This is a genomic window from Lysobacter sp. A421 (genome assembly GCF_054052145.1).
Genome location: NZ_JBSVRL010000003.1, coordinates 170,127 through 185,807, shown reverse-complemented (window position 1 = coordinate 185,807; position 15,681 = coordinate 170,127). Strand labels below are relative to the sequence as shown.

General features: G+C 63.9%; 14 protein-coding genes and 2 riboswitches. Of the genes, 7 read left to right on the top strand and 7 right to left on the bottom strand.

The genetic code is table 11. The annotated features are described in order from the left end of the window. Nucleotides 1-64: 64 nt before the first annotated feature. Nucleotides 65-2,995, bottom strand: a complete 2,931-nt coding sequence (gene gcvP / locus ACW7G6_RS10620) for an aminomethyl-transferring glycine dehydrogenase (RefSeq protein WP_456998218.1) — start codon at nucleotides 2,993-2,995, stop codon at nucleotides 65-67. 43 nt (nucleotides 2,996-3,038) lie between these two features. Further along, nucleotides 3,039-3,145, bottom strand: a riboswitch (glycine riboswitch). Continuing rightward, a riboswitch (glycine riboswitch) is annotated at nucleotides 3,146-3,245 on the bottom strand. It abuts the riboswitch before it with no gap. A gap of 167 nt (nucleotides 3,246-3,412) precedes the next feature. On the opposite strand from gcvP, the gene ACW7G6_RS10615 reads away from it, so the two are divergent. Then, nucleotides 3,413-4,615 (top strand): multidrug effflux MFS transporter, encoded by a 1,203-nt coding sequence (locus tag ACW7G6_RS10615; RefSeq protein ID WP_456998284.1) that lies wholly within the window; start codon nucleotides 3,413-3,415, stop codon nucleotides 4,613-4,615. Nucleotides 4,616-4,714: 99 nt separating this feature from the next. Here the strand turns inward: ACW7G6_RS10615 and ACW7G6_RS10610 are convergent, their stop codons facing one another. Beyond that, nucleotides 4,715-6,778, bottom strand: coding sequence for a M2 family metallopeptidase (locus ACW7G6_RS10610; RefSeq protein WP_456998217.1), 2,064 nt, complete (start codon nucleotides 6,776-6,778; stop codon nucleotides 4,715-4,717). A 565-nt stretch (nucleotides 6,779-7,343) separates the two neighbouring features. Between ACW7G6_RS10610 and ACW7G6_RS10605 the strand changes: the two genes are divergently transcribed. The 6 genes from ACW7G6_RS10605 to ACW7G6_RS10580 all read left to right on the top strand — a co-directional run bounded on the left by ACW7G6_RS10605 (nucleotide 7,344) and on the right by ACW7G6_RS10580 (nucleotide 12,340). Then, nucleotides 7,344-7,652: a hypothetical protein gene (locus ACW7G6_RS10605; protein WP_456978623.1), complete on the top strand. Its 309-nt coding sequence runs from the start codon at nucleotides 7,344-7,346 to the stop codon at nucleotides 7,650-7,652. Nucleotides 7,653-7,751: 99 nt separating this feature from the next. Next, nucleotides 7,752-8,048, top strand: coding sequence for a hypothetical protein (locus ACW7G6_RS10600; RefSeq protein ID WP_456978624.1), 297 nt, complete (start codon nucleotides 7,752-7,754; stop codon nucleotides 8,046-8,048). A gap of 106 nt (nucleotides 8,049-8,154) precedes the next feature. Then, a complete protein-coding gene (locus ACW7G6_RS10595) occupies nucleotides 8,155-8,526 on the top strand; it encodes a hypothetical protein (RefSeq protein WP_456978625.1) in 372 nt (123 codons plus the stop codon). An 88-nt stretch (nucleotides 8,527-8,614) separates the two neighbouring features. Further along, the gene (locus ACW7G6_RS10590; protein WP_456978626.1) at nucleotides 8,615-10,267 is read left to right on the top strand and encodes a DUF4384 domain-containing protein; all 1,653 of its coding nucleotides are present in this window, start codon (nucleotides 8,615-8,617) and stop codon (nucleotides 10,265-10,267) included. Between the two features lie 28 nt (nucleotides 10,268-10,295). Beyond that, nucleotides 10,296-11,546: a hypothetical protein gene (locus ACW7G6_RS10585; RefSeq protein ID WP_456978627.1), complete on the top strand. Its 1,251-nt coding sequence runs from the start codon at nucleotides 10,296-10,298 to the stop codon at nucleotides 11,544-11,546. A 50-nt stretch (nucleotides 11,547-11,596) separates the two neighbouring features. Beyond that, a complete protein-coding gene (locus tag ACW7G6_RS10580; protein WP_456978628.1) occupies nucleotides 11,597-12,340 on the top strand; it encodes a pentapeptide repeat-containing protein in 744 nt (247 codons plus the stop codon). Between the two features lie 66 nt (nucleotides 12,341-12,406). On the opposite strand, the gene ACW7G6_RS10575 is transcribed toward ACW7G6_RS10580, so the two are convergent. From ACW7G6_RS10575 to ACW7G6_RS10555, 5 genes are all read right to left on the bottom strand, one after another. Beyond that, nucleotides 12,407-12,880, bottom strand: a complete 474-nt coding sequence (locus ACW7G6_RS10575; protein WP_456978629.1) for a hypothetical protein — start codon at nucleotides 12,878-12,880, stop codon at nucleotides 12,407-12,409. Nucleotides 12,881-12,922: 42 nt separating this feature from the next. Further along, nucleotides 12,923-13,198 carry a cell division topological specificity factor MinE gene (gene minE / locus ACW7G6_RS10570; RefSeq protein ID WP_456978630.1) on the bottom strand — a complete coding sequence of 92 codons (276 nt, stop codon included), beginning with the start codon at nucleotides 13,196-13,198 and terminating at the stop codon, nucleotides 12,923-12,925. Between the two features lie 2 nt (nucleotides 13,199-13,200). Beyond that, nucleotides 13,201-14,010, bottom strand: a complete 810-nt coding sequence (gene minD / locus ACW7G6_RS10565; RefSeq protein WP_456978849.1) for a septum site-determining protein MinD — start codon at nucleotides 14,008-14,010, stop codon at nucleotides 13,201-13,203. Nucleotides 14,011-14,146: 136 nt separating this feature from the next. Beyond that, on the bottom strand, nucleotides 14,147-14,929 hold the full coding sequence (gene minC / locus ACW7G6_RS10560) for a septum site-determining protein MinC (RefSeq protein ID WP_456978631.1): 783 nt from the start codon (nucleotides 14,927-14,929) through the stop codon (nucleotides 14,147-14,149). Then, the gene (locus ACW7G6_RS10555) at nucleotides 14,926-15,531 is read right to left on the bottom strand and encodes a GNAT family N-acetyltransferase (protein ID WP_456978632.1); all 606 of its coding nucleotides are present in this window, start codon (nucleotides 15,529-15,531) and stop codon (nucleotides 14,926-14,928) included. The genes minC and ACW7G6_RS10555 overlap by 4 nt, the downstream gene beginning before the upstream one ends. Nucleotides 15,532-15,681 lie beyond the last annotated feature (150 nt).

The following is a 15,681-nucleotide window of genomic DNA, read 5'->3' as shown; positions in this document are numbered from 1 at the left end:
TCCAGCGCCGGACGCCCAGCCCGGCGCCCCCGGTTCTGGGGGCGTCAGCCTTTTTGAAAACGGATCAGGAAACGTTCGGCTCGCTGAACGCCTCGATCTCGCCTTCGAACTCGTTGATCGGCACGCAGCTGCAGAACACGTTCTTGTCGCCATAGACGTTGTCGACGCGGGCGACCGGCGGCCAGTACTTCTGCTGCTTCAGCACCGCCAGCGGAAATGCAGCCAGCTCGCGCGGGTAGGCGTGGGTCCACTCGCTGGCGCTCACCTGGGCGGCGGTATGCGGGGCGTGCTTGAGCGGGTTGTCCTCGCGGTCGAGCTTGCCGTCGGCGATCGCGCGGATCTCTTCGCGGATCTGGATCATCGCGTTGATGAAGCGGTCCAGCTCGTGCAACGACTCGCTCTCGGTCGGTTCCACCATCAGCGTGCCGGCGACCGGGAAGCTCAGGGTCGGGGCGTGGAAGCCGAAGTCGACCAGGCGTTTGGCGACGTCCTCGGCGCTGACGCCGGTGTCCTTTTCCAGCGGGCGCAGGTCGAGGATGCATTCGTGAGCGACCAGGCCGTTGCGGCCGGTGTACAGGGTCGGGTAGTGCGGGGCCAGACGCCTGGAGACATAGTTGGCGTTGAGCATGGCGATCTGGCTGGCTTTGCGCAGACCCTGTGTGCCCATCAAGGTGATGTACATCCAGCTGATTGGCAGGATGCTGGCGCTGCCGTACGTGGCAGCGCTGACCATGCCACCGGTGGCGATGGGAGTGCCTTCCGCCGTGCTTCGGACAGTCTCTCCGGCGGGCGAGTAGGCACGAGGCAGGTAGGGGGCCAGGTGCGACTTGACCGCGCAGGGACCGACGCCGGGACCGCCGCCGCCGTGCGGGATGCAGAAGGTCTTGTGCAGGTTGAGGTGGGACACGTCCGAGCCCCACTTGCCCGGCTTGGCCAGGCCGACCATGGCGTTCATGTTGGCGCCGTCGGTGTACACCTGGCCGCCGTGCTGATGGACGATCTCGCAGATCTCGACCACGTCCTCCTCGAACACGCCGTGGGTCGACGGGTAGGTGATCATCAAGGCAGCGATCCGGTCGCTGTATTTTTCGGCCTTGGCGCGGATGTCCTCGACGTCGACATTGCCGTTCGCATCGCACTTGGTCACCACCACCTTCAGCCCGCACAACTGCGACGAGGCGGGGTTGGTGCCGTGGGCGGACTCGGGGATCAGGCAGATGTCACGCTGCTCCTGTCCGTTGGCGCGATGGTAGGCACGGATCGCCAGCAGCCCGGCGTACTCGCCCTGGGCGCCGGAGTTGGGCTGCAGGCTGACCGCGTCGTAGCCGGTGATTTCCACCAGCATCGCCTCCAGTCCGTCGATCAGTTCTTTGTAGCCCAGCGCCTGCCCAGCCGGCGCCAGTGGATGGATGTTGGCGAACTCCGGCCAGGTGATCGGGATCATCTCGGCGGTGGCGTTGAGCTTCATGGTGCAGCTGCCCAGCGGGATCATGGTGCGATCCATCGCCAAGTCCTTGTCCGACAGTGCGCGCATGTAGCGCAGCATTTCGTGCTCGCTGTGGTGGGTGTTGAACACCGGGTGGGTCATGAACCCGCTTTGGCGCAGCAACGCGGAGGGAAGCGCGTCGGCGGTCTGCGCATCGAGCGCGTCGACGTCGATGATCTGCGTGCCGAACAGGCCGGCGACGGCGATCACGTCTTCGCGGGTGGTGGTCTCATCGAAGCTGATCCCGACGCTGGTCCGGTCAATGATGCGCAGGTTGATGTGCGCGCCCTGGGCCCGGTGGTGCAGCTCGGCGGCATCAATGCCGGTAACGTGGAGCGTGTCGAAGAAGTTGTCGCTGACGGCGACCCCGGCCTTGCGCAGCACGCCGGCCAGGATCGTGGTCAGGCGGTGGGTGCGGCGGGCGATGCGGGTCAGGCCTTCGGGGCCGTGGTAGACGGCGTACATCGAGGCCATTACCGCCAGCAACACCTGCGCGGTGCAGATGTTGGAGGTCGCCTTCTCGCGGCGGATGTGCTGTTCGCGGGTCTGCAGGGTCAGCCGGTAGGCGGTGTTGCCCTCGACATCGACCGATACGCCGATCAGGCGACCGGGCATCGAGCGCTTGTACGCATCCCGGCACGCCATGAACGCGGCATGGGGGCCGCCGAAACCGAACGGCACGCCGAAGCGCTGGGTGTTGCCGACCACGATGTCCGCGCCCCAATCGCCAGGCGAGGCCAGCAGGGTCAGGGCGAGCAGGTCGGTTGCCACACAGACGATGCCGCCGCGCGCGTGCACGGCCTCGGCCAGCGAGGCGTAGTCGTTCGCAGCGCCGAAGGTGTCGGGATACTGAAGCAGTACGCCGAAGGCCTCGACATCGGCGGCGGTGGCGTCATCGCCGACCACCAGCTCGATCTCCAGCGGCTCCGCGCGGGTACGCATCACTTCCAGGGTCTGCGGATGCACGCCATTGGAGACGAAGAAGACATTGGTCTTGGCGCGGCTGGAGCGGCGCGCCAGGGTCATTGCCTCGGCGGCGGCGGTGGCCTCGTCCAGCAGCGAGGCGTTGGCGATCTCCATTCCGGTGAGGTCCGCGCACATGGTCTGGAAGTTGATCAGCGCCTCCATCCGGCCTTGCGAGATCTCGGCCTGGTACGGGGTGTAGGCGGTGTACCAGCCCGGGTTCTCCAGGATGTTGCGCAGGATGACGTTGGGGGTGTGGGTGCCGTAATAGCCTTGGCCGATGAAGCTGCGGAAGACCTGGTTACGGTCCGCGATGGTACGGATCATGGCGATCGCGTCCACCTCGGTTACGGCATCTGGCAGCGCCAGCGATTCCGGCGAGCGGATCGAGGCGGGCACGATGGCATCGGTGAAGGCTTCCAGCGACTCGTGGCCGACGGTGCGCAGCATCTGCGCGACCTCGGTGTCGTTGGGGCCGATGTGGCGTGAGACGAAGGCGTCGTGGTGCTCAAGCGCGCGCAGGGAAGATTGGGTGTCGTGGCTCATGGCAAGGGGCGTCCGAAGGCTACGTGCGTGCCGCACGCGGGCGCCCCTCTGTCCTTTTGCCTGAGAGTTTTGGAAGCGCGGTCCGGTATCGCGGGACTCTTGCGCTTCACGCACCTTCGGCGCCGGATTCAACCGGTCTCTCCAGAGTTGTCACAGCCGGTGGTACGGGAGCCTGAGCGATTACGGGCGTTGCGCCTTCGGCAGCGAGCCAAGCCTGCAGGGCATGGGCCGCTTCTCCCACCGGTTGTTTGCAGTTACCTCGGAATTATAAGCGGTTGCGCGGGCGGCCGGGCGCGCTTCATATGCGCGAGTGCAAGGCCGTACCATGAAGGCCCCTCGAACTCTGGGATTTCCGTGCGTTCATTGCAATCGGCTGGCGGCTTGCGCCGGCTAACCTTCATCCTGGCCGGACTGTCGATGTTCGGCCCGTTCGCGATCGACACCATCTTCCCCGCGTTCCCGGCGATGGGGGCCGAGTTCGGCGCGGACAAGCTGGCGATGCAGCAGACCATCAGTGTCTACCTGATTGCCTATGCGGTGACCAGCTTGCTGCATGGGCCGCTTTCGGATGCGTTGGGGCGGCGCAAGGTGATCCTCGGGGGCTTGACGATATTCACCCTCGCCTCGGTGGGCTGTGCACTGTCGACCGATCTGACGACGCTGCTGGTGTTCCGTGCGGTGCAGGGGTTGTCGGCCGGTGTGGGCCTGATCGTGGGCCGGGCGGTGATCCGCGACGTGCTGCACGGCGACGACGCGCAACGCTTGATGAGCCAGGTGTCGATGATCTTTGGTATTGCGCCGGCGATCGCACCGGTCATTGGCGGCTGGATACTGGGCTGGAGCCACTGGTCGCTGATCTTCTGGTTCCTGGTGGCGTTCTCGGTGGTGTTGCTGGGCGTGACCTGGCGGATGCTGCCGGAAACCCATCCGGTCCAGGCACGTTTGCCGATGGTGCCGTCACGGCTGTGGCGCGACTATCTCGCGATCCTGCTCAACCCCCGCTTCCAGCGACTGGCCGCGTGCGCGGCGCTTAATTTCGCTGCGTTGTTCCTGTTTATCGCCTCGGCGCCGGCGTTCGTTCTCGACTTGTTGCAGCGTCATGGGCAACCCATGGATGAAGGGGATTTCGGCTGGTTCTTCATCCCCATGATTGGCGGCATGGTGGCGGGTGCCTATCTGTCCGGCCGGGCCGCAGGCAGGATCAGTGGGTCAAGGTTGGTGGCGATCGGTTTCGCGGTGTCCGGAGTCGCCGTTGCGCTGGGACTGGGCTACAACCTATGGACCGATACGCCGCAAATGCCCTGGGCGATCATCCCGATCAGCCTCAATGCGTTCGGCATCGCGTTGGTGTTCCCGATCGTGACCCTGGCCATCCTGGACATGTATCCGCGCATGCGCGGCGCGGCCTCGTCACTGCAGGCATTCACATCGCTGGTGCTGAACGCAGTGATTGCCGGCGTGGTTTCGCCGTGGCTCAGCCATAGCGCGTTGTGGCTGGCGCTGGCGGCAGCAGTGTTGGTATTCACGGGCTGGTTGTTCTGGCTGTGGGAGTCGCTCTCGGCGCGGACTGCCGCGGGCAACAGCCATGGCGCGGGCAGGATGCCAAACGAGTCGATCTGATCGGCCGTTGGGCCGGTCAGGTGCCACACGACAAAGGCCGGCTTTCGCCGGCCTTTGTCGTTCCTGCTGCCCGGATCGCCGGGCGATGGGTATCGTGACTCAGTTGTCGGTATCAGCCGCGGGCGGCGCGTCGGCGGCGGGTTCGGCTGGCGCTACCGCATTCGCCGCGGGCTCGGATCCGGGCGTGGACGCCGGGACGGCCGCCGCTGCCGCGCTGGCCTGCCAACCGCAGGTGCCGCCTTCGTTTTGCTGCTTCAGCCAGCCTTGCAGCGGGGCGAAATACTCCAAAATCGCGGACGCGTCCATCTGCTCGCCGCCGGTCAATTCCTTCAGGGTTTGCTGCCATGGCTGGCTGGCACCCTTGCTCAACATCGCCTGCAACTTCTCGCCAGCCGCCTTGTTGCCGTAGAAGCTGCACTCATGCAGCGGGCCGGTGTAGCCGGCCGCATCGCACAGTGACTTGTAGAACTGGAATTGCAGGACGTGGGCAAGGAAGTAGCGCGTGTACGGAGTGTTGCCCGGCACGTGGTACTTGGCGCCAGGATCGAAGAACTCCTCGCCGCGTTCCTGCACCGGTGCCACGCCCTGGTATTTGGCCTTCAGATCCCACCACGCCTGGTTGTATTGGTCCGGCGCGATCGAACCGTCGAACACGCCCCAACGCCAACGGTCGATCATCAGCCCGAACGGCAGGAACGCGACCTTGGACAGCGCCATGCGCATCTGGGCATTGATCAATGCTTCCTCGCCCTGTTGCTGGGCATCGACCAGGCCGATCGACTCCAGGTATTTCGGCGTCATCGCCAGTACCACGGTGTCGCCGATTGCCTCGTGGAAACCGTCGTGGGCGCCGGTCTGGAAGATCGGCGGCAGATCGTTGTAGGCCATGTAGTAATACACGTGGCCCAGCTCGTGATAGATCGTGGTGAAGTCTTCCTCATTCGGGCGGATGCACATCTTGGTGCGCACATCGCCTTCCATGTTCATGTCCCACGCGCTGGCGTGGCAGACCACGTCGCGGTCGCGCGGTTTGATGAACTGGGCCTTCTCCCAGTAGCTGTCGGGCAGTTTTTGCAGGCCCAGCGAGACGTAGAAGTCCTCGGCACGCTTGGTCATCTGTTTCGCCGAGGCGTCCAGTGCATCCTGCTCAAGCTGGGCCAGCGCGGCCGGACTGCGTTCGCCGGTGTATTGGGCGAGCTTCTGGGAGTGGATATGGCGGTAGCGAGACTCCAGCGACGTGGTGATGTCGAGGCTGCCGGCATTCTCGTAGGGCGCGACGATATCCCACAAATTGCTCCAGTCCTGCTGCCACATGTTGCCCATCAAGTGCGCTGGCAGCATGCCGCCGGCGACTTCGGCCTTGTCCGCGCCGTATTCGGCGGCCATCCGGGTGCGGGTATAGCAGTGCAGTTGCTCATACAGCGGCTTGACCTGGCTCCACAACCGGTCGGTTTCCGCCGCCAGTTCGACCGGACTCATGTCATAGCCCGAACGCCACATCTCGCCGGCATCGGCGAAGCCCATCTCATCGGCGCCCTTGTTCACCAACTCCACGAAGCGCACGTAATCCTTGCGCATCGGCTGGGAGATCGTGTGCCAGCCGCGCCACGCGTCCAGTTGAGCGTCGTAATCGCGGCTGTTGCGCAGCACCTCTTCCAGCGCACCGAGTTGGCGACACTGTTTGGCATCGCCTTCGCCGGTGCAGTACTCGCCGGCGCCGTAGACGCCTTCCATCTTGCTGGCAATGCGCGTCAGTTCCGCCAGTTCGGCCGGGTCCGACGGTGCCGGCATCGAGGTGGAGAGCTTCAGCAACTGGATCGAGCGCGCGGTTTCCGGCGACATCTGCTGGCCTTCGAAGCGCTTGGCCTGCTTGATCCAGGTGTTGAGCTGGGACAGGTAGCGCTCGTTGGACTTGGCCGCCAGAAGTTGGGTGTCGTCGCCTATGTAGGTAGAGGACAGCCATTGCGGCGTGGTCAGCTCGGGGTACATCGCCTTGATCTCGGCATTGACCCGGGCGACGAACTGATCCGCCGTCTCGTTGGCTGGCGCGGGGGCCGTGGCAGCCGGGGGAGCTTCGCCAGGAATGGGGGATTTGTCGCAGCCGGCAAGCCCGAACACGGCTGCGGTAATGCTGATCGCCAGTAATGCGCGTGCGAGTTTCATCTGGGGAGGCTCCCTTTGCATGAAGCGCGTGCGTCGCGCCGAACCTAGGAAGGCTAGAGCCACCTCAAGCGCCGCGCAAGCGGGCGTCAAGGTGCGCCGGGAGACCGGCCAATGCGTTGGGTACGTCTTCCATCGCTGCCTGAGTGCGCCGCCGGCAATGCGTACAGCAGTCCGATCGGATTGTGATGGCTGACGCAAAATGTCACTTTCCCTGAGCCAGGGAAAAGGCCGCTTCTGCCTTCAGGGGAGATGGCAGATAGAGGGGATTTGCGTGGAACCGGTCGCCAAGCAAACGTCCCGTTGCGCTTAAAATCCCTTAACTTCCATTAAGTTCTCTTAAAATCAGACAACTTGAAGATAAAGCACCACTGGGTAGCGGGTTTTATAAGCCTGAATCACTCGTTTAGGTAAGGCCGGATGTCACAAAAAATTGATTTGACACCCCGATAGTTAACAGGAAGGGTGACGCTGAGCGGCAGGTTGTGGTCCGGATGCCTGCTTGCGTATTTACCCGGTACGACTCACCCGGGACGACTCACCTGAAGCGACAACGATGAGGAACGGCATGAAAAATACGGCTCGAATCCTGGCTATGACGGCAGCCCTGACGGTGGCGGCATCTGGGTCCGTCTTTGCGCAGAAGCAAGTCGTGATCAGTGGCAGCAACTCGCAGACGGTCAATGTCTCGGGAAGCATCAGCAACGAGGCGCGATCCGGCGCCAAAGCCCAGGTCAACATCGGATCAATCAGCGGTAGCAAGGCCAAAGTCGGTAGCAATAGCCAAACGGTTTCGGTGAGTGGCTCGATCCACAACCAGGCGTCGGGCTCCGGCTCCAAGGCCATCATCAACATCGGTTCGGTCAGCGACGAATAGCCGCACCTCCATCAGCTCCCATGCCGGGCCCGCCTGGGAGTGGTTTGCCAAAGGGCCAATGCGTGCGTACCCCCTTACCCACAAGATGAGGAAACACCCATGAAGAAGTCATACGTGCTGTTGATCGCCGCCGCTGTGTTGATGTCGAGCACCGCTTATGCCGAAGTCAAAATCGGTGGCAACAACGACCAGACCACCACCGTCAACGGAGCCATCGCCAATACTGCGGTAGGCGCCATGACCACGGCGACCCAGAACGTTTCGTCCAACAAGGGCAACGTCAAAATTGGTGGCAACAACACGCAGACCACAACGGTCAATGGTGCGATCGCCAACACCGCGACCGGTGCCATGGCAGAAGCGAAGCAGAACGTTTCGTCGAACGAAGGCGAATAAACCTCGCTGATCAACGCCGCACGCATCGTGCGGCGGTAGATGGTGGGGCGGCCGGCAGCAACGGCTGCCCCACCACCCAGTGAGTTGTAAATGGAGGAGCAATCGCATGAGCATGCTCACAATCAGCATCCGTACCGCAGGGCTGGCGTTGGCGCTCACTGTCCTGGCGCCGCTGGCACAAGCGCAGCAATCCGACGTGACCCCGCGCCGCGGAATCGATCCGTGGGACCGGGCCAAGGTTACCCAGGTCCAGGCGAAGCGCTGGGTCGGTTTTGGCACGCGACAGAATGCCGAGGACACCGAGGTCATCAATAGCGGCCCCGGGGGTGCCAAGACCTGCATCACCAACGTGGGCACCACCGCGCAATCACCTACCACGGTCGGCAATTTCACCCCGCGTTATGGCCCCAGCCCGCGCGGCCAGCAGCAAGAGCGGGTAGTAGTGGTCAACGGCAGCGTGATCAACGTCTGCAAGTAGACGTCCCAACACATCAAGTGCATGTGCGCCGGATCCCGGTCGAGAGCGCTTGGGCGACATTTCTTTTCGACACGGATAGATACGACGGATGACAAAACAACAGGGGCAGGCGCGCAACGCGCGCGCAGGAATGAAGGTGGTGGCGATGGCCGCTGCGGTGACGCTGCTGGCCGGTTGCAGCACGCTGGGCAAGAACGGTCCTCGCAAGCACGCCGACTTCTACAGCCAGGCTCCGGTGGAGGATCGCCCGGTGGTGTGGCCGGTGCGTTCAGTCAGCAGCTTCAATGACTCGCTCTCGTGCATGGATCGGATGTTGCGCGACCACCACATCAACCAGGTCACCGTCACGTCCAAGGAAATTCCCGATGCGTCCGGCAAGGTATACGTCGCGGCGACCGACATGCTGATCACGTCGCTGTCGGAGATGTCCCGGCTCAGCAACACGTTCCGCTTCGTCGATTACGAGGTAAACCCGCTCAACCAGGACACCGTGCAGACCCTTAGTGGACTGATGCTGCAGAGCAACCAGATGATGATCCAGATGCCGCAGCTGTATGTGTCCGGCGCGATCAGTTTCCTGGACCAGAACGTCATGATCGACCGCCGCGGACTCGGTGCCGCGTCGGCGGATGCGGAAATCGGTTGGTCGCGCGACATTGCCGGCAGCGTCATGGGGATGGACTTCCACCTCGGCGACTTCATCAGCCGCACGCTGATTCCCGGGCTCCATTCGGCCAACGAGATCACCATCGCGGCCAAGGGGTCGGGCGTCGATATCGGCGGTCGTATCAAGAAGGCGGGTGTGCAGATCGAGGTCGGCGGAGACTACTCCCAGGGCGTCGGCCCGGCGGCGCGTACCCTGATCGACCTGAGCATGATCGAACTGGTCGGCAAGTGGGCCCGGGTGCCGTACTGGCAATGCCTCGCGCTCGACCAGGCGCATCCCGACTTCCAGCGCCAGTTGCGGCAGTGGTACCTGGAGATGGACGAAGGCGACAGGTTGTCGTTCATCCAGCGCGGCCTGCGGGCCAAGGGTTATTACGACGACGACGTCTCTCCGCTCCAGATCACGCCGGAACTGCGAAGCGCGATCCAGCGCTTTCAGCTCGACCAAGGCCTGGCGGCGACCGGCCAACTGGGTTTTGAGACCTATGAACACCTCGCGCGCGACTACGTTCGCAGCGATGGCGATGGACATTTCGTGCAGGTCGGTTGGGGCGATACCGGTTTGACCGCAAGCCATGTGCCGATGGCCTCCCGGAGCGAGCCCAGGAATGGTGCTCCTGCGCTGGGTTCGACCGAACCGCGTCCGCCACAAGTCGAGATCACGCTGCCGACACCCGGTAACGCGCGTCGACTTGGTGAACTGCTTTCGTTCAACATCAGCGTCGACCGGACGGCGTACCTGCAGTGCTACTACCAGGATGCAAAAGGCACGATTGCGCAGATCTACCCCAATCCGATGCAGCCGGTCGGCGTGGTCGAAGGCAATCGCGCGTTGATGGTGCCCGACATGAGCAACCCGCAGAGTTTCGCGATCGAGCTGACCGCGTCGGGCACCGAGGGATTGCGCTGCCTGACCAGTCCGCTTGATCCCTCGTCGCTGCTGCCGGCCCAACTGCAGGCGCCGGTACTGACGCCTATCGACGCGGTATCGCTGGATGCGGTGGAGCAGGCGTTCCGGTCGGCAGTCGGGGCCGGGGTTGGCGCTGGCAATGCGCAATGGTCGGTTACGCCATGACCTGGGCGGGCCTGCGATGATCGGTTGGATGATCGCAGGCGGTAGGCGTGGCACCCTGCTTTGCGGCGCCGCGTTGCTGATCGGGCTGGTCGCTGTGGTCCATGCGGAGATCGTGCCGGTAACGCCACCGTTGGTGCTCGCAGCTCCACAAATGCCGGAGTCGCCGGAAACTGCAGTTGCCGGAACTTCGGACTCGGTCTCCGCCGCAGGCATGCGGGCGGAGATCGTGCCGCCCCGGCCCGAGCGGGTCGATGCGGCTTCCACTGCGGTCGGGGGAGTGCCCCCTCCGTCGGACCTGGCGCTCCCCGCGCCGACGCTTTCGCCGCCGTCCAGCAGCAATATCGTTTGGCCGTACAGCCCGTCCGGGATGCCCGCGAGCGACGATGGTGCGGTCGTGGTGGATGTGCCGGGGGCGGAGGGTGGTGCCGTGATCCCGACTGACGCCCCGGCGGAAGTCGTGACCGGATTGAATGATCCGTTGCAGCGGGCACTGGCGGCTTATCGGGGCGATGCGGATCCGCGCAGTTATGCCGAGGCGGCCCGCTGGTTCAAGGTTGCCGCTGACGCAGGTGACCGTCGAGCGGCGATGGCATTCGCCTACCTGCAGGGACTCGGTCTGGGCGTGGCGCGAGATCCGGCCACCGCGCGCCGCAACCTGCAACAGATCAGCGCCGCTGGGGTTGCGCGGGCCGATTACCTGCTCTCGTTGCTGGCTGCTGCTGATCGACGTCGCGGAGGCCAGAAACAGCAGGCCGCGCTGCGTGAGCGCGCCGCGCGTGCCGGCGATGGCGTCGCGCAAAATGCCATGGGTGTGCACTACCAGGTGCAGGGTGATCGCACCACGGCGCAAATGTGGTACCAGCGTGCCGTCGACAACGGCAGTGCGGCTGCCAAGCTCAATCTCGCCAGCCTGGCGCGTGGCGATGAGGTCCGTCGACAAGTCGAGGCCGGTGCCGACGCGGCTGTCGACGGTGATGCCGAGTCCCTGTTTTCGCTGGCTCGTCGCTACCATCGTGGCGACGGCGTGACCGTCGATTACGGCAAGGCCTTGGGGCTGTATCGGGACGCAGCGGCGCAGGGCAGCAAGCCTGCCCAGCAGATGCTCGGTCTGATCCAGTCGCGCACGCTCCCCGATGGCGGCTTCGACCCGACCTGGATGCGCCAGCTGGCTTCAGCGGCGGTGGGTCAGTCGGGAGGCAATCTGGTTTCCAGCATCACTTCGGCCGCGCAGCCGCGACTCGACGACCCGTTGGCCGGACTTTCCGATCTTGGCCTCTGACTTCCACTGAGTATTTCCCTCGCTCAGTGGACCCCCGACAGGAGCATTCCGTGACCTTCGATAACCAGACCTTCCGTAACCAGCCCCCGCACAGCCAGTCCCGCCGTTACCACGCCGTACCCACACCGGCCACTCGCCGCCGTTCGGGTCTCCTGCTCGCGTTTGGCGGACTACTGGTGGCCTCACTGGCGATGCCCGCAATCGCCCAAAACGTGGTGGAGATCGGCGCCGATGGAAGCGTCAAGATCAACGCGGGCGACGGTACCGTGGTCCAGGCCGGTGCCGCCGGAACCGAGGTGCGCACGCACGGCGCCACGGTGGAGGCGAGTGGGCAGCAAAATCTGTCTTCGCGCACCGGCAACTATCAAACCGATGGCGACAACACCCAGCACACGCAGGTGGACGTCCAGGGCGATGGCGGCGTGCACGTCATCAGTGCCGGTGGCGGTCGAGCAACCAGCACCGTCAATGGACGGACCATAACGTCCTCGTCCTCACAGCGCGGTGGGACGACCAGTTACGCCAATCAAGATCTGTCCGGGAGAGATTTCGCCGGCCGGCAACTGGGGGGCGTGACGTTCGTCAATTCCCACTTGGCGGGAGCGAGCTTCCGTGATGCGGTCCTGGTCGAAGCCAGTTTCGCCAATGCCAATCTGGATAGCGTCGACTTCCGCGGGGCCAACCTGCGAGACGCCACGCTGGCCAATGCGATGCTGTCGGGCGCACGCTTCGACGGTGCGACCTGGGTTGACGGCCGTATCTGTGGCAGTGGCTCGGTCGGCGTTTGCCGCTGAGCGAGGCGTACGTCCACTCGCCTGCATGGCCATGCCCGGCCATGGTTCAGGTATCCAGCCGGGTATCTAAACGATCAGACGCCGGTGCGGCAGCTCGACCAGCCCACGCTGGGCCAACCAGTGCCATGCACTATCAGAGTCGCGTTCAAAATACGCCCGTGCCGAGCCGAGCCTGAAGGTGTAGCCCCAAGCGTCCATGTCGGTGAGTATGCGATCGCGGCCGACATCGGGCAGCTCGTCGCCCAGCAACGCCTGCAGCACGCAAACCGCATCCTCCTCCTCGATGGAGTCGGTGGCGTCGGTGTGCACGACAGCACGACGCTCGGGCGGCAACACGATTAGATGCGCCGCCTCGTGCAGCAAGGAGTGCACCGGGGTATCGGCGCGGGCATGGACGGTGGTGCCGATCAATCCGGCTTCACACTCGCCCCAATAGCTCCCCGGAATGGGCTCGCCATCGGCAACCTTTGCCAATTGCAGCCCATAACGTGCCAGTAGCGCGGCAGGAGCGGCGAAGCCGGTGTCAGCGAGCGTGAGCATAGGGTCTTGCCCGAAGTCCTTATCCGGACAATACAGTCGTGTTCAGCCGTTGGCGAACGCCCGTGATTCGGCTTTTTCGGGCAGGCAGACCGAGATATCCAACACCTTGTTGTCGCCTTCGCCCAGCAGGTCGACCTTGACCGCATCGACGTCGACGTTGACGTACTTCCTGATCACCTCGAGCAATTCGCGTTGCAACATCGGCAGGTAGTCGGGCCCGCCACGACTGGCGCGCTCGTGGGCAACGATGATCCGCAAGCGGTCCTTGGCGACCGATGCGGTCTGCTTCTTGACCAGCAGGAAATCGAACAAACCCATGTCTATCCTCCGAACATCTTGCTGAAGAAACCCTTTTTCTCGGGGTTCACAAAACGCATTGGGCGGGTGTCGCCAAGCAGCCTGGCGACCGCGTCGTCATAGGCCTGTGCCGCGTCGGTCTCGCTGTCGAGGATGACCGGCTCGCCCTTGTTGGAAGCGTGCAGGACGTCGCTGGACTCGGGGATCACGCCAATTGTCTTCAAGCCCAGGATTTCCTCCACATCACCGATGCTCAGCATCTCACCCGACTCTACCCGCTTGGGGCTGTAGCGGGTCAGCAGCAGGTGTTCCTTGACCCGCTCGCCGTTCTCGGCACGGCGGGTCTTGGACGCCAGCAAGCCTAGGATGCGGTCGGAGTCGCGTACCGAGGAGACTTCCGGGTTGACCACCACGACCGCCTGGTCCGCAAAATACATCGACAGGTAAGCACCTTTCTCGATCCCGGCGGGGGAGTCGCAGACGATGTAGTCGAAGTCGTCTGCAGCCAGATCGTCCAGGACCTTCTGCACGCCTTCAACCGTCAGCGCATCCTTGTCCCGGGTCTGCGAGGCGGCCAGCACGTACAGGTTCTCGAAACGCTTGTCGCGGATCAGTGACTGCTTCAGGGTCGACTCGCCATTGACCACGTTGACGAAGTCGTACACCACGCGTCGCTCGCAACCCATGATCAGGTCCAGGTTGCGCAAGCCGACGTCGAAGTCGATGACGGCCACCTTGTGGCCGCGACGTGCAAGCCCACAGGCGAGGCTGGCGCTGGTGGTGGTTTTGCCCACGCCTCCCTTGCCCGAGGTGACAACGATGATTTCGGCCAAGTTCAAATCCTCCAGTTCATGGGTGCTGCGGGGGAATGCATCGATGTAGCGTCTGCAGCGCCCGGCGAGATGCCAGGCCGGCTGCAACTGCCCGGTTGCCGATTGGGCGCAACGCGACAGCATGCACGGTTTTCATTCACGGTGTGTCCAGTGCGGCCAGTTGCAATTGTCCGTCCTGCAGCCAAGCCTGGACGGCGCGACCACGCAACTCCGCCGGAATGTCTTCCAGCACCTTGTAGTGGCCGGCGATGGCGATCAGTTCAGCATGGAATTCGCGACAGAAAATGCGTGCCTGTTCATTGCCCTGGGCGCCGGCGAGGGCGCGACCGCGTAACGGGCCATAAATGTGGACCGAACCGTCGGCAATCACTTCTGCACCAGCACTGACGCCGGTCAGCACGGTGAGGTCACGGTGGTCTGCGTAGACCTGCTGGCCGGAACGAACCAGCGTCGCATGGATCATTCCGGGGCTTGCCTTGCTTGCGGCCGCCTTCGCAGGAGTTGCTGGTTGCGGGGCCGTCTTTTCACGCGGCGGGGCCGCCGCTGGCACCGCAGCCGGTGAGGTCTCGTCCCCGCGCTCGTACTGGGCGCGGAACTTGGCCAGAAGCGGCAAGCCAAGCGCATCCGCCAGTTGCTCGGTATCACTGGAACCATAAGCCAGGGCGACCGGCAGTACGCCTGCCTGGCGCAACCCGTCCATCAGCGCACCCGCCGTGGCCAGGTCGGGCATCTGGCCCAAGCCGCCAAAATCGATTACCACGGCCGCGTTCTTGAACAGATTGGGCGCGCGTTGCACCCGGCTGCGCATTTCCTCGGTCAACCTGGGGACATCCAGCGAGCGTATGCGCAGGTTGGCAATTCCGACCTGGCCGATCTTGAGCTCACCTGCGGGCTCGTAATCGGTCACCGCCGTGCTCAACGGTTGGTCCCGGTCAGTTGTGTTGCCAGGTCTTTGCCCGGCAGCGTGCGTGACCGGGCCCACGGCAGGCCTGGCAGATTCCCGCCATAGGTCTGGCGGATCCAGGGGTAGCTGCACAATTGCTTCATCAACATCGCCGCACGCAGCCCGGTGCCGTCCATGACGTGTTGCCCGACTTCGCGGAAGCCGAAACTGCCATGGAACAACAACACCGGATCGCTGGAACCATCCAGGAAGATCTCGCAAGCCATCTGCGGGTAGCGCAACTCCGCATAGCTTTGGGCATCGGCATAGAACGCACGGCCGACACCGCCGCCGCGTCGCCGGCTGGCCACCACGATGCGGTCGATGTAGAAGAAGTCCGGATGACGCTGACAGAACCAGCGGAAATTGCTGCTGTCATGGGAGGCATGGCTGCCCATCCCGATCAGGAAGCCGGCCAGGGTGCCGTCACGCTCGGCGACGCGGAAATACTCCGCCGTTTCGAAGAAATGGCGCAATCGCCCGGCGTCCAGTGGCAGGATCGCAGGTCCGGCAGCGTTGTTGAGGGCAAGGACGGAATCCAGCTCGTGCTCAAGCACGTCGCGGACAACGATCGACATTCCGGGCTCCAGGGGTTGTTACTTCGCGTGGGGTCGCGTTTCCAAGGCCAATTATCGCATGGGTCCCGGCGTGCGGCGAACAGATTTCAATCGACCGATGGGGTCCGGCGCGCATTCAGCATGACTTTCGGCGCCCCCTCAGGCCACCCG